The 13784-nt window shown below is 61.1% G+C and carries 9 protein-coding genes; 8 read left to right on the top strand and 1 reads right to left on the bottom strand.

Annotation, left to right across the window (positions count from 1 at the left end; all coding sequences use genetic code 11):
• The first annotated feature begins 147 nt into the window (after positions 1–147).
• From ACR0E6_RS06190 to ACR0E6_RS06180, 3 genes are read left to right on the top strand one after another with little or no spacing between them, the layout of a single operon-like run.
• Positions 148–855, top strand: a complete 708-nt coding sequence (locus ACR0E6_RS06190; protein ID WP_480581652.1) for a hypothetical protein — start codon at positions 148–150, stop codon at positions 853–855.
• Between the two features lie 52 nt (positions 856–907).
• Positions 908–2356, top strand: coding sequence for a TrkH family potassium uptake protein (locus tag ACR0E6_RS06185; protein ID WP_170451465.1), 1449 nt, complete (start codon positions 908–910; stop codon positions 2354–2356).
• Positions 2356–3933: a 5-guanidino-2-oxopentanoate decarboxylase gene (locus tag ACR0E6_RS06180; RefSeq protein WP_480581649.1), complete on the top strand. Its 1578-nt coding sequence runs from the start codon at positions 2356–2358 to the stop codon at positions 3931–3933. Before ACR0E6_RS06185 ends, ACR0E6_RS06180 begins: the two co-directional genes overlap by 1 nt.
• A 52-nt stretch (positions 3934–3985) precedes the next feature.
• On the opposite strand, the gene ACR0E6_RS06175 is transcribed toward ACR0E6_RS06180, so the two are convergent.
• Entirely contained in the window at positions 3986–5728 is a 1743-nt protein-coding gene (locus ACR0E6_RS06175; RefSeq protein ID WP_480581647.1) for a serine protease, read from the bottom strand.
• Positions 5729–5934: 206 nt separating this feature from the next.
• On the opposite strand from ACR0E6_RS06175, the gene ACR0E6_RS06170 reads away from it, so the two are divergent.
• The 5 genes from ACR0E6_RS06170 to ACR0E6_RS06150 all read left to right on the top strand — a co-directional run bounded on the left by ACR0E6_RS06170 (position 5935) and on the right by ACR0E6_RS06150 (position 13672).
• Positions 5935–6864, top strand: coding sequence for a glycine--tRNA ligase subunit alpha (locus ACR0E6_RS06170; protein ID WP_170453078.1), 930 nt, complete (start codon positions 5935–5937; stop codon positions 6862–6864).
• Positions 6865–7019: 155 nt separating this feature from the next.
• Entirely contained in the window at positions 7020–7544 is a 525-nt protein-coding gene (locus ACR0E6_RS06165; RefSeq protein ID WP_480581645.1) for a DUF6446 family protein, read from the top strand.
• A 6-nt stretch (positions 7545–7550) separates the two neighbouring features.
• On the top strand, positions 7551–8765 hold the full coding sequence (gene gltS / locus ACR0E6_RS06160; protein ID WP_480581643.1) for a sodium/glutamate symporter: 1215 nt from the start codon (positions 7551–7553) through the stop codon (positions 8763–8765).
• Between the two features lie 9 nt (positions 8766–8774).
• Entirely contained in the window at positions 8775–11042 is a 2268-nt protein-coding gene (gene glyS / locus ACR0E6_RS06155; RefSeq protein ID WP_480581641.1) for a glycine--tRNA ligase subunit beta, read from the top strand.
• Between the two features lie 68 nt (positions 11043–11110).
• On the top strand, positions 11111–13672 hold the full coding sequence (locus ACR0E6_RS06150; protein WP_480581639.1) for a putative PEP-binding protein: 2562 nt from the start codon (positions 11111–11113) through the stop codon (positions 13670–13672).
• The last annotated feature ends 112 nt before the right edge of the window (positions 13673–13784 follow it).

The following is a 13784-nucleotide window of genomic DNA, read 5'->3' as shown; positions in this document are numbered from 1 at the left end:
GTTCTGTGCGCGTGCCGCCCCGGAGGGACACCGAGACGTGCCACGCCTTGGACTGCAATACCCAACCTGCCGCCCGAGCGATCGGAGCGGGGCGGGTCTTACACTCTCACAGACCTGGCTGCATCGCTTTTACAGGAGAGACATGTAATGAATCCGATTACCCAACCGCTGGAACTTCAGGCAGCGGCGTTTCGCGTGGCAGGTTACGCCATGGTGAGCCAAATCCAGATCATGCAGATCATGGCGCGTTCGGCGTTGGAACTGCCCATGGCCCCGGTCCACGCGTTGCACAATACGGCATCCAAACCCGCTCCGGCAGAGGCCAAGCCCGTTGCGACCAAGCCGGTTACCAAGCGTGCAGCGGCGACCCCGGTCAAGAAACCTGCGGCGGCCAAGCCCAAATCGGCACCTGCGGCCAAGTTTACCGCCAAACCACGCGCTGTGGCCAAGCCGGCTGTGAAGCCCGAGGCTGAGGCGAAAGCGCCCGGCAAAGCCGCAGCGCCCGCGCCAAAACCTGCGGCACCTCTTGCAAAGACCACCGAGGCAAAGCCGGCTCCCGCACAGCAAGCTGCAGCGAAACCTACGCCGGAAAAAACGGTGGTGGCCAAAACTGCGCCCAAGACTCCGGCTGCCAAACCCGCCCCACGCAAAGCAGCGGTCGCAAAAACCGCGCCCAAGGTCAAAACTGCCCAAGCGCCGAAACCTGCGGCCAAGCCTGTTCAGGCGGCTCCGGCAAAAGCGCCCGAGACGGCAAAACCTGCCGCGTCCGAGGCGCCTAAGCCGCAGGCGCGCCGCACCCGTGCGCCTTCAAAACCACCGGTGATGCCGCAACCTGTTGCAAAATCCGACGAGTAATCGCGGATCATCGGCTTGACACGGTCGGGCAGGCGCGCCAACGCTGCGCCTCATGATGGACATTCGCCCGGTCGGATATGTGATTGGCTTGCTGGTCGCCATTCTAGGGGCGACCATGCTGTTTCCTATGCTCGCGGACCTGATCGAAGGGCGCGGCGAATGGTATGTGTTCCTGGAAAGCGCGATCATCACCATGCTGACCGGGTCGGTTCTGGCCATGAGCTGCTCGAACGGTGTGGGCGAAGGGCTGACCATCCGGCAGACCTTTGTGCTGACAACCGGCGTCTGGGTCGCGCTGCCGGTCTTTGGCGCGATCCCGTTTCTGTTCGGTGAAACGGAACTGCGCTTTGTCGACGCGTATTTCGAGGCGATGTCCGGCCTGACGACCACAGGCTCGACCGTAATATCCGGGCTGGATGATCTGCCACAGGGCCTTTTGTTGTGGCGCGGCATCCTGCAATGGTTGGGCGGCATCGGCATCATCGTTGTCGCCATGGTGTTCCTGCCCGAGCTGCGCGTGGGTGGGATGCAGATCTTCCGCTCGGAAGGGTTTGAAACCATGGGAAAAATCCTGCCGCGCGCGCAAGAGATTGCGGGCCAGATTTCCCTGATCTACGTGTTTCTGACACTGGCGTGCGGACTGGTGTACGCCAGCTTCGGGATGAGCTTCTTTGACGCCACAGTTCATTCCATGACCACCATCGCAACGGGTGGCTTTTCGAACTACGATTCCTCGTTCGCGACCTTCACCGGTCCGGCGGAATATGCGGCCTCGGTGTTCATGATCCTCGCCGCGCTGCCGTTTGTCCGCTATGTGCAATTGGCCAACGGCAAGACCAACTCACTTTGGCAGGACAGTCAGATCAAGGCGTTTCTGGCGACGATCTTCGTTCTGGTCGTTGTCATGGCCGTCTTCCTGATGTCCGTCTTTCCGCACCACTGGGAGCGCGCCTTCCGCGAGTCGCTGTTCAACATCACCTCGATCATCTCGGGCACCGGCTATGCCAGCGTCAACTACATGACCTGGGGCAGTTTCCCGGTGATGCTGTTTTTCCTGATCGGCCTGATCGGCGGCTGCGCGGGCTCGACCGCCTGTTCGATCAAGGTGTTCCGGTACCAGTTGCTGTTTGCATCGATCAAAACTCAGATCCGGCGCATCCGGTCCCCGCATGGGGTGTTCATGCCGCTTTACGACGGACGCCCTGTCAGCCGCGATGTCCTGACTTCGGTCATGAGTTTCTTCATGTTCTTCGTGTTGTCCATGGGCGTCCTGTCCTGGGCGCTGGCCCTGACCGGTTTGGATTTCATAACATCGGTCTCGGGGGCGGCGACAGCACTGGCCAACGTGGGGCCGGGGCTGGGCGATCAGATCGGTCCGGCGGGTAATTTTGCCGGGCTGAACGACTCGGCGAAATGGCTGCTGACCATCGGCATGCTGGTCGGACGGCTTGAGTTGCTGGCCGTTTACGCAATCTTCACCGTTCAATTTTGGAGAAGCTGATGAAAAGAGCTCTTGGCGCGCAGATCTCGCATATGCTCAGGGATCGTGGCGTTGACGTGATCTTTGGTATTCCCGGAGTTCACAATCAGGAAATGTACCGCGGCATCGAAGAGGCCGGGATCAACCATGTTCTGGCCCGGCACGAGCAGGGGGCAGGCTTCATGGCCGACGGATATGCGCGCGCGACGGGCAAGCCGGGCGTGGCTTATGTGATCACCGGGCCGGGTCTGTGCAATACCATGACGCCTATGGGGCAGGCCTATAGCGACTCGGTGCCCATGCTGGTTCTGTCCTCTTGTCTGGGCGAGACACACGCGCAGCGGGGGCAACTGCATCAAATGAAGGATCAGCAAGGGGCGGCGGGTACAGTCGCCGATTGGTCCGCACAGGCGAACACCGCACAGGCCGCCTATGGCCTGATCGAACGCGCATTTGAAGAATTCGAGCTGTCGCGGCCCCGCCCCAAGCACGTTCAGGTGCCGATCGCACAGCTTGAGGCGGATGCCGATCCGGCTCCGTTTCCGAATCAACCCGCGCTGCGGACCAAGGCTTTGCCGCCAGATGTGGCACCGGTTGTGTCCTTGCTGAACATCGCGAAACGTCCCTTGTTCATTCTGGGTGGCGGATGCCGGTCGAATGACTGGCGGCAGATTTTGACGCAGGTGGGTGCGGCTTGTTTCACCACCTATGCCGGACGTGGCATGGTTGGCGCGAACTATCCTCTGGACTTCGGCTCGATGTTGCCGCGTCCCGGCAGCGCCGAGGTGATCGCCTCGGCCGATTTGGTGATCGCGGTGGGGGCTGAACTGGGTGAGGTTGATCTTTGGCGGAAAGAGCTGGGGCACTCGGCCACTTTGATCCGCGTCGATCTGGACCCCGAGGTGCTGTCAGACCATCACCGCGCTGCAATCAAGATTCAGGCGGATAGCACAAGCTTTGCCCGCGCCCTTTGGGTCGCCACCGAAGACGCGAATCCGGCCACCGGCTGGACGCAGGAAGAGGTGGCCGAGGCGCGCGCGCGTTGGCGGGCCGAGGTTGATGCCGAACGTCCGGGCATCGTACCGATCCTTGACGCTCTGCGCGCCACGATGCCCGCCGACACGATGATCTATTCCGATATGACCCAGTTTGCCTATGTCGCGAAAGAGGTCTGGGATATGGCCTGTCCCCATCACTGGCACCACCCAACCGGCTTTGGCACCTTGGGCTATGGCCTGCCAGCGGGGGTTGGCGGGGCTGTGGCGCGGCGAGGCAAACCAACCGCTGTGATCGCCGGGGATTACGGGTTTCACTATACGATGCAGGAACTGGGCATTGCGGTCGAACTGGGCCTGTCGCTGCCGATCATCCTATGGGACAACGGCAAACTGAAAGAGATCGAGGACAGCATGGTCCGCAGCCAGATCGCACCAAATGCGGTCGTGGCGCGCAATCCCGATTTCTGCAAACTGGCCGAGGCGTTTGGGGCACGGTCCGCCGCGCCCGACACTCTGGTCGCACTGCAAGAGGCGGTGAAGGCCGCGTTTGCTGCGCCGGTTCCAACGCTGATCCACGTCACGCCGGATATCCTGAAATAAGAAAACGCCGCAGAATTCTGCGGCGTTTCTTTTTCTGCGGATAGGGCTGGGATCAGTCCCAGCAATGAACCAGAACAGTCATTCCCGTTGCGCGGCGGTTCAATTCGTTCGGCGAGATTTGCGTTGCCTCTTCAGGGCCGGACTGACCGGAAACGCCTGCCTGTGTCAGAACGTCCGTCAAACGATCCGCAGTCGCCGCAAGGCTGACCGAGGCGGGCAGGGTGCGTCCTTCGGTGGGTGTCGGCAGCAACATGCCCACCACATTGCCGCTGTCGTTGAACACGGGGCCTCCGGCATCGCCGGGTTGGGCGTTCAGGGCCAGACGTTTGACCCCTTCTTCACCGTTCAGACCACGAACATCCGCAATTTGCCCATAGGTCAGGGTCGGGGCGCCCAGTGCGCCCTGATAGGAATACCCGGACACCGCCACTTCGGACTGAATGCGCGGGGTGCCTGCGCTGAAAGCGGCAACGCTCATCGGGGCCAGGCTTTGGTTGGGGCGCAAGACGGAAACACCCAGATCGGTATCGGTCCAGGCGACCTGAACCTCCTGATCGCCATCCAGTGTGATCCGGGTGCAATTGTCCGCCGCCTCGGACACGGTCAGTACCGCGCCGCTTGTATCGGCAAAAAAGCCCGAGCGGGACAGGCGCGGTTTGCGCACTTGCAGGCCCGAAACCAGATCGATCCGCTGATCCAAATTGGCCCCGGCGGTTGCGTCCAGAACTGCGTCGGTGGTCGCAAAGCTGGACGCCATGGCCGCCAGAACGCGCAGGCGGCGCGCCTCATCGCCTTCGGGCCAGACCAGCGTGAATCCTTTGATCCGCCCGTCTTCCAGCTTGGCTTGCGTGAACGAAACAACGCCATTGCCGCGCCCTTCCAGCGAGAATCGGTCGCCGCGCAGCTCGCGCGGGCCATCCAGCGGTACGATTTCCAGCGATTGCATCACCTCATACAACGCGCGCAGCGTGGATCTGTCGCCTTCCTGAGAAATCAGCAGCGCCTTGGCTCCGATATCCGAACCAGACTTGAAATGGGCAAAGGGGGCTTCGTAGCGATCAAACGCCAATGCCTGCAAAGGCATGTCCATCGCAATACCGGCCTTATCGTCCACGTATTGCGCCATGCCAACGCTGATCAGCGGCGCGTTATAGTCATCAATCAGCGCCTTACGCTGCAAGGTGGTCAGAACGCCGGTCGGCTCATAGCCGTTAAAGCGCTGCCAGTCGCCCATCGACCGGCGCGTGCCTTGCCCGAATGCTCCGTCGATGGTCGAGTTATAGAACCCTGCGGCCTGTAGCGCGGTTTGCAGGTCCTTCCGTTCCTGCGCGCTCAGCAGTCGTTCGGATTGCAGCGCCTGCGCGCGGGTTTCGTCGGACGCTTGCGGTGTCACCTCGGACAGGTTTTGTTCCGGCTGCGGTTCGGGCTCTACCGGTGGTGTGGCGATTCCACGGTCCAGCAGGTTGGCGCCGACCGGCCAGAACTGCTGACCAAAGGCGCTGGAGAATGCGATGAAGCTGTCGCGGGGGATTTCCCCTTCGGCGCGGTAGACGCGCAGAACCTGTTCGGCATCGCTGCGGGCGTAAGGCCCAATGACGATGGCGTACCAGCCGCTGTTCAGACGAAACCCGTTCACATCGGGCAGGGCGCTGGCGTAAACCTGCGCGCGCTCCTGCGCCTCGCGCAAGGAAGGCTGAGCCTCGACCTGTACCCAAACGCCCTGGTCTTGCTGAGCGGATGCGGCGTGCAGGCCGAATAGAAGAAACAAAAGAAATGCCGTTAAAACTCGTGTCATTGTCTGCCCGTTTATGCAGTGTTGGTGCTTTGCCGCAGAATACGCGATTTCATTCTTCAAATGCCATGGCGGGAATACTGGGAATTTAGTGTGTGGCCGTGCAGATACAGCATAGGGCCATTGGCCCGTTGACGCCCCTTGGCCCCTTGCATAGGAAGGGCAAAACCGACCGGAACAGGGCGCAAGCGACGCCCAAAGGGAATGTCATGACCGAACCGTCCAGCGCACCGCGTTCTTTTCAGGAAATTATCCTGCGGCTTCAGACCTATTGGGCGTCCAAGGGCTGTGCGATCCTGCAACCCTATGACATGGAGGTCGGGGCAGGGACCTTCCACCCGGCGACCACGTTGCGCGCGCTGGGATCCAAGGCCTGGGCCGCGGCCTATGTGCAACCCTCGCGCCGCCCGACCGACGGGCGGTATGGTGAGAATCCCAACCGGTTGCAGCATTACTACCAGTATCAGGTGCTGATCAAACCCAGCCCGCCGGATCTGCAAGAGCTGTATCTGGGCTCGCTGCAGGCCATCGGCATCGATATGGACCTGCACGACATCCGGTTCGTCGAGGATGACTGGGAAAGCCCCACCCTGGGCGCCTGGGGGCTGGGATGGGAGGTTTGGTGCGACGGGATGGAGGTCAGCCAGTTCACCTATTTCCAACAGGTCGGCGGCCATGACTGCGCCCCGGTCTCGGGTGAACTGACCTATGGGCTGGAACGTCTGGCGATGTATGTGCTGGGCATCGATCACGTGATGGACATGCCGTTCAACGACCCGCAATCCCCCAGCCCGCTGACCTATGGCGACATCTTCAAGCAGACAGAAGAGGAATACGCCCGCTGGAACTTTGACGTGGCCAATACCGAAGTGCTGCTGCGCCATTTCGAAGAGGCCGAGGCCGAATGCGCCGCTATTCTGGCGCAGGAACATGACGACCCGAAAACCGGCAAGCGCATCATCATGGCGCATCCGGCTTACGATCAGTGCATCAAGGCGTCGCACATCTTCAACCTGCTGGACGCGCGCGGCGTAATCTCGGTGACCGAACGGCAGGCCTATATCGGGCGCGTGCGGGCGCTGGCCAAACAATGCGCGGATGCCTTTGTTCAGACCGAGGCCGCAGGGCACGCGGCCTGATGCGTCCAACGGGAAACACGACCTCAAGGGTCACAGGGATTTGGTGACCTTGGACTGAGAGTTGGACAGCGGGCGACGGGCGGACTGTACTGTCCTGCAGCACGCGCTACCTCTGAAATACCTGAGAAAGACTGCGAACGAGGGACCTTCAAAACATGACTGGCAAATTGCTCGCCATCCTTCTTCTGGTGTCCGCCGCGCTTGCGGGCGGCGGGATGTATTATTTGCAGGTCTATGGGTTCTATTACGATGTCACGCCATCGCCGGGTGAGGACGTGGTGCTGCTGGTCGACGGGGCCGATGCACCGATTGCGATCGAATATTCGGGTTTTCAGGCGATCGACGCCGACAGTTCTCCGATCCGGTTTCGGGCCTGTTTCGACACCGATCTGACGCTGGATGAGTTGCAATCGACGTACCAGTTGGCGGACGAGGCGACCCCCCTGACCGCGCCGGGCTGGTTTGATTGTTACGATGCGGTCGCTCTGGCAGATGCGCTGAAATCCGGTCGGGCGCAGGCATTCATCGGGCAGAAGAATATCCACTATGGCGTGGATCGGATCGTGGCTGTCACACAGGATGGCAAAGGTTACATCTGGCACGCGCTGAACAATTGTGGCGAAAAGGCCTATGACGGCACCGTTGTAGGCGAAGAATGCCCGCCCCGGCCTGAAAGTTAAAACGCCATGGACGCGCAGACCTTGCAGATCCCGGATTTTCTAACGGCGACGCTGGGCTTCGCGGTCTACCTGATCGGGGCCGAGGTCAACGCTCGGGTCGCGGCGCTGCGCCAGTTCAACATCCCCGAGCCGGTGACCGGAGGTCTGTTGGCGTCTCTTGTCGTGCTGGGGCTGTATCTTCTGTTTGATCTGGAACTCAGCTTCGGCCTCGCGGCCCGTGATTTCCTGTTGGTTGTGTTCTTTGCAGGGATCGGCCTGAATGCGCGGCTGTCTGATTTGATTGCAGGCGGCAAGCCGCTGTTTTTGCTGCTTATCCTGACGCTTGCAACTATCGTCTTCCAGAACGTGATTGGTGCTGCCGGGGCGGTGACTTTCGGCTATCCCGCGCAGGCCGGGGTGCTGTTTGGCTCAGCCTCCCTGATCGGTGGGCACGGAACGGCGATTGCCTGGGCCCCGGATGTGGCCGAAGTGACTGGCCTGGACGGTGCGACCGAGCTGGGTGTCGCGGTGGCGACCCTTGGCCTTGTTCTTGCCGCGCTTGTCGGCGGGCCGATTGCGCGGGTTCTGGTTGAGGGCCGGAACCTGCAACCGGCGCGCCCGGATGAGGAACACACTATCGGCCTTCCCGATGATGCGGACGAGCGCAATTCCAAGATCGATCACCTGACGATCATGCGCGTCCTTCTGCACCTCAACCTCGCGATCATCTTCGGATATGTGCTGAGCGAGGCGATCACGGCCGCCGGGCTGAAACTACCGCTGTTTGTTCCGTGCCTGATCATGGGAATCGTAATCGCCAACCTACGCGACTGGATTGCCCCGAATGCACCGCAAGTGTCGCGCACTCCTTCGCTGGCGCTGATCTCGGAATTCTCGCTGGGCGCGTTTCTGGCCATGTCGCTGATGAGCCTGCAGCTTTGGACAATCGCGGAACTGGGGCTGGCCATCGTCGTCATCATGACGGCGCAAACCCTGTTTGCCGTCGTCTTTGTGATCTGGGTTCTGTTCCCGGTCATGGGCTCGAACTACCGCGCCGCCGTGCTTGCAGCAGGGTTCGGGGGCTTCGCCCTCGGCGCAACCCCCACCGCGATTGCCAATATGACCGCCGTAACCAAGCGATATGGCCCGTCGCCTATTGCCTTTATCGTGCTGCCCCTTGTATCCGCATTCTTTGTGGATATCGCCAATGCCATCGTCATCCAGACGATCGTTTCATTCTAAGGACCGAAAATGCCCGACCTGCTGATCGAACTGTTTTCCGAGGAGATCCCCGCGCGTATGCAGACCCGCGCCGGTGAGGACCTGAAAAAGCGGATCACCGATGGTCTGGTCGAGGCCGGTCTGACCTATGCCGGGGCCGCCGCCCTGACCACGCCCCGCCGCCTGACGCTGGCGGTCGAAGGGCTGCTGGCGGAAAGCCCTACGCTCCGCGAAGAACGCAAAGGCCCCAAGGTCGGCGCGCCGGACAAAGCGATCGAGGGCTTCCTGCGTGGCGCGGGCCTGACCCGCGACCAGCTTGAGGAGCGTGATACGCCCAAAGGCGCGGTGTACTTTGCGACTATCGAAAAAGCCGGGCGTCCGGCGGCCGAAATCGTGGCCGAAGTGCTTGAGGCGACCATCCGCAACTTCCCCTGGCCCAAGTCGATGCGCTGGGGCAGTGGTCCAATGCGCTGGGTGCGCCCACTGCATTCGATCCTATGCATCTTAAATGATGAGACCGGCTCGCAGGTCGTGCCGTTGGAGATCGAGGGAATCAAAGCCGGTGACACCACGGCTGGCCACCGCTTCATGGCGCCGAACCAGTTCTCGGTTAACTCCTTTGAGGATTACGCCGCCCAACTGAAACGCGCTTTCGTTGTTCTGTCGCCCAGCGAGCGCGCCGAGCATATCTGGAACGACGCCCAGAACATGGCCTTTGCCGCCGGTCTGGAAGTGGTCGAGGACAAGGGCCTGCTGGCCGAGGTGGCCGGTTTGGTCGAATGGCCCGTGGTGCTGATGGGGCAGATCGATGAGGAATTCCTCGAATTGCCGCCCGAGGTGCTGCAGACCTCGATGAAGGAACACCAGAAGTTCTTTTCGGTGAAGAACCCCAAAACGGGTCGGATCGAGCGCTTCATCACCGTCGCCAACCGCGAAACCGCCGACAATGGCGCGACGATTTTGGCCGGGAACCAGAAGGTGCTCTCGGCTCGTCTGGCCGATGCGAAATTCTTCTGGGAGAATGACCTGCGCGTTGCCAAATCGGACATCGCCCAATGGACCCGCGCGTTGGAGAACGTGACCTTCCACAACAAGCTGGGCACACAGGCCGAGCGCATCAACCGCATCACCGCGCTGGCCCGCGAACTAGCCCCGGTGACCGGCGCGAATGCCGATCAGGCCGAGAAAGCCGCGCGTCTGGCCAAGGCCGATCTAAGTTCCGAGATGGTCTATGAATTCCCCGAACTTCAGGGGCTTATGGGGCGGTATTACATCGAAGCCGCAGGCGAAGACGCCGCAGTGGCCGCCGTGGCGCAGGAGCATTACTCGCCGCTGGGTCCTTCGGATGACGTACCGACCGCGCCGCTCTCAGTCACCGTGGCGCTAGCCGACAAGCTGGATACGCTGGCTGGGTTCTGGGCGATTGATGAGAAGCCAACCGGGTCGAAAGACCCATTTGCACTGCGGCGCGCGGCGCTGGGGGTAATTCGGTTGGTATTGGAGAAGGATGTAAGAGCAAGGCTATCCAACAGGCTGCTTACTAGGCAAGTATTTGAACATCTAGCTGGAATAGAAAACCTTCGCGCCCTTTCAGCTGAGATTTCTAAGACGTCAGAGCACATTAAAGCACCTAGTATTGAAGGCAGTCTTTCCGACTTAGACGTGGCACGTGGAGTTGTTGAATGGCTGCAAGAACAAGAAGCTAAGTCTGAGACATTTGAAGCAAAGAGAATAGAATTTGAGCATGCGCTTCAAAGGTCGCAAGAAATCACAATGGACCTCCTCTCCTTCTTCCACGACCGCCTCAAAGTCTTCCTCCGCGACGAAGGCATCCGTCACGACATCATCGACGCCTGTATCGCGATGGAGGGCAATGACGACCTCAACCTGCTGGTCAAACGTGCCCGCGCACTGAACGCGGTGATTGCGACCGAAGATGGGGAGAACCTCGTGCAGGGCTTCAAACGTGCCAACAACATCCTGACGCAGGCCGAGGAGAAGGACGGGGTCGAATACTCCTACGGTGCGGATGTGAAATTTGCTGAAACGGACAGCGAAAAGGCGCTGTTTGCCGCGCTGGATCAGGCGCAGGCGCAGATTGATCCGGCGCTGAAGGCCGAGGATTTCCCGACCGCCATGGCCGCCATGGCCGCTTTGCGTGGCCCGGTGGATGCGTTCTTTGAGGATGTGCAGGTCAACACTGACAACGACATCCTGCGCCGCAACCGTCTGAACCTGCTGAGCCAGATCCGCACGATCTGTTCCAGCGTCGCCGATCTGACCAAGATCGAAGGCTAAGACACCGGGCGCGCGGCCTTGCGCGCCCATATCACCCTTGCGCAAGGGGTAAAGCTGCCTATGCTGCGGTGAAACCAAAAGGTGCCGCAGTGCAGAATAACCCGCATACCACGCTCATCACGCCCAAAGCGCCCATCGCTGCCAATACACATGGCGGCCGGGCGAAATGTCTGCAACGTCTGGTCCGGCTTGAGATGCCGGTGCCGCGCACGGTGGCGTTGTCTTTCGATGCAGTTCACCGCATTGCGGAAGGGCAGGTGCCGGATATCGCGGCCATTCTGGACCAGTTTGACGAAGACGCCCTGCTGTGCGTGCGGCCCAGTTCGGAAGATCCGGATTGGGGTGGTCCGGGGGCTATCCTGAATATTGGTATGAACGAAGCCCGATACGGCGATTTAGCGGAAAAGATGGGGTCCGAGGCCGCCGCAGCCTTGTCGCTGCGATTTGTGCAAAGCTATGCCATTCACGTGGCGCGTCTGGATGCCGACGTATTTGACGATATCGATACCGTCGGTATGGACGGATTGCGGGACAGTCTGCGCGCCTATGAAGATGAGACCGACGAGGCCTTTCCGCAGGATCGGGGCGAGCAGTTGGTGGGCGTCCTGCGCTCGATGGCGCGGGCATGGGACGGAACGTCGGCCCGGTTGCTGCGTCAGGCCAAAGGGGCCCCGGCAGATGCGGGGCTTGGGCTGGTCATTCAGGAAATGATCCCCGGCGTGGGGCAGGGTGAATGCGGCTCGGGCGTGTTGCAACTGGTTGATTCCAAAACCGGAATGCCCCAGATCACGGGGCGGTATCTGAGCCAGAGTCAGGGGCGCGATGCGCTGGGCGAAGGTGTCTCGGCGCTGTATCTTGAGAAGGACCCGCGGGGGCAGTCGCTGGAAGAGGTGGCGCCTAAGGCTTTTGCCGACCTGAAGGCACAGGCCGCATTGATGCGCGAGAAGCTGCGCGAGGAAATGCAGGTCGAGTTCGTGATTGAAAACGGCCACGTGCACATTCTGGACGGTGTGCGTGTGCAGCGGTCCGCGCGTGCGGCGATGCGGATTGCCGTTCGGTTGGCCGAAGACGGGATCATCCCGCAGCAAGAGGCGGTAATGCGGGTTGATCCCCACGCGCTGAACGAGCTGCTGCACCGTCAGGTCCATCCCGAGGCCGAGCGTGATGTGCTGACCACGGCGATTGGCGCAAGCCCCGGAGCCTCGACCGGTAAGATCGTGTTTACCGCCGCCGAAGCGCAGGCCAGCGCGGCGCGGGGCGAGGCCTGTGTTCTGGTCCGCCGCGAAACCTCGCCCGAGGATGTGCGCGGGATGCACGCCGCCGTGGCCGTGCTGACCGAGAAGGGCGGCATGACCAGCCATGCGGCGGTGATCGGGCGTGGTCTGGGCCTGCCCTGTATCGTCGGCGCGTCCGACATCCGCTTTCAGACCAAGAAGAAAATGCTGACCGCCCCGGATGGGCGCGTGTTCAAAACCGGGGACGTGCTGACCATTGACGGAAGCTCGGGGCAGGTTCTGGCCGGGCAACCCGCGATGCTGGAAGCCGCTTTGGACGATTGTTTTCAAACGCTTATGGGCTGGGCCGACGCCGAGCGCGATATCGAGATACGCGCCAACGCCGATACGCCAGCCGATGCACAAACCGCCCGGAACTTTCAGGCGCAGGGCATTGGTCTGTGCCGGACCGAGCATATGTTCTTTGATCCCGGCCGTCTGATCGTGATGCGCGAGATGATCTTTGCGCAAACATCGTCCGGGCGTGAGGCTGTGCTGGAACGTCTGTTGCCCATGCAGCGCGAGGATTTCGTGCAACTGTTCCGCATCATGGAAGGTCAACCGGTCTGCATCCGCCTGTTCGACCCACCTTTGCACGAATTCCTGCCGACCACCCGCAGTGGCCAGCGCGAACTGGCCGAGGCGCTGGATTTGCCGGTCTCGGATGTGGAACGCCGGGTTGCTGCGATGACCGAATATAACCCGATGCTGGGCCTGCGCGGTGTGCGTCTGGGTGTGACCGTGCCCGAAATCTATGACATGCAGGCCCGCGCGATCTTTGAGGCGACGTTGGAGGCCAGCAAAAACGGCGCCCCCGTGGTGCCCGAGGTGATGATCCCATTGGTGTCGGCCAAGCGCGAGGTCGAACTGGTGAAATCCCGCATCGACTCGGTCGCGGCAGCGGTTGCGGCAGAGCAGGGGCAGGAGTTTGAATACCGTCTGGGCGTCATGGTGGAAACGCCGCGCGCCTGCCTGCGGGCCGAGGAAATCGCCCCCAGCACCGCCTTTTTGAGCTTCGGCACCAATGACTTGACCCAAATGACCTATGGACTGTCGCGTGACGACGCAGGGCGTTTCATGTCGGCTTATGTCCGTCAGGGTGTGTTCACCGAAGATCCGTTTCACGTGCTGGACCCCGATGGCGTGGGTGAATTGCTGAAACTCGGGGCCGAACGGGGGCGTCTGGCAAAACCCGATGTGACGCTTTCGGTGTGCGGCGAGCATGGCGGAAATCCCGAATCAATCGCGATTTGTCGGGACCTCGGCTTTGACTATGTGTCCTGTTCCCCCTTCCGAGTACCGGTCGCTCGGCTGGCTGCCGCTCAACTGGCGATTTCGTCCAGACTTGGGGGTTGACAGCGCCATTTAACCCAAGGATTAGTGGGTTTCAGGTGAACTTGTGGCGGAAAAAATCTTCCCCACGAGCGATTTTCCACTTGCTTTTCCTTCAGTTCTGGACGTTTGCGCC

It is taken from the genome of Ruegeria sp. AP12 (genome assembly GCF_056540025.1).
The sequence above is the reverse complement of the archived record's forward strand: the minus strand, read 5'-3'. Positions and strand labels throughout refer to the sequence as shown.

Bases quoted from the DNA above. Each gene is read 5' to 3' on its own strand.
- ACR0E6_RS06165 (WP_480581645.1), top strand. From the start codon at position 7,020: ATGACTGGCAAATTGCTCGCCATCCTTCTTCTGGTGTCCGCCGCGCTT.
- ACR0E6_RS06185 (WP_170451465.1), top strand. From the start codon at position 908: ATGATGGACATTCGCCCGGTCGGATATGTGATTGGCTTGCTGGTCGCC.
- ACR0E6_RS06180 (WP_480581649.1), top strand. From the start codon at position 2,356: ATGAAAAGAGCTCTTGGCGCGCAGATCTCGCATATGCTCAGGGATCGT.
- ACR0E6_RS06190 (WP_480581652.1), top strand. From the start codon at position 148: ATGAATCCGATTACCCAACCGCTGGAACTTCAGGCAGCGGCGTTTCGC.
- glyS (WP_480581641.1), top strand. From the start codon at position 8,775: ATGCCCGACCTGCTGATCGAACTGTTTTCCGAGGAGATCCCCGCGCGT.
- ACR0E6_RS06175 (WP_480581647.1), bottom strand. From the start codon at position 5,728: ATGACACGAGTTTTAACGGCATTTCTTTTGTTTCTTCTATTCGGCCTG.
- ACR0E6_RS06170 (WP_170453078.1), top strand. From the start codon at position 5,935: ATGACCGAACCGTCCAGCGCACCGCGTTCTTTTCAGGAAATTATCCTG.
- gltS (WP_480581643.1), top strand. From the start codon at position 7,551: ATGGACGCGCAGACCTTGCAGATCCCGGATTTTCTAACGGCGACGCTG.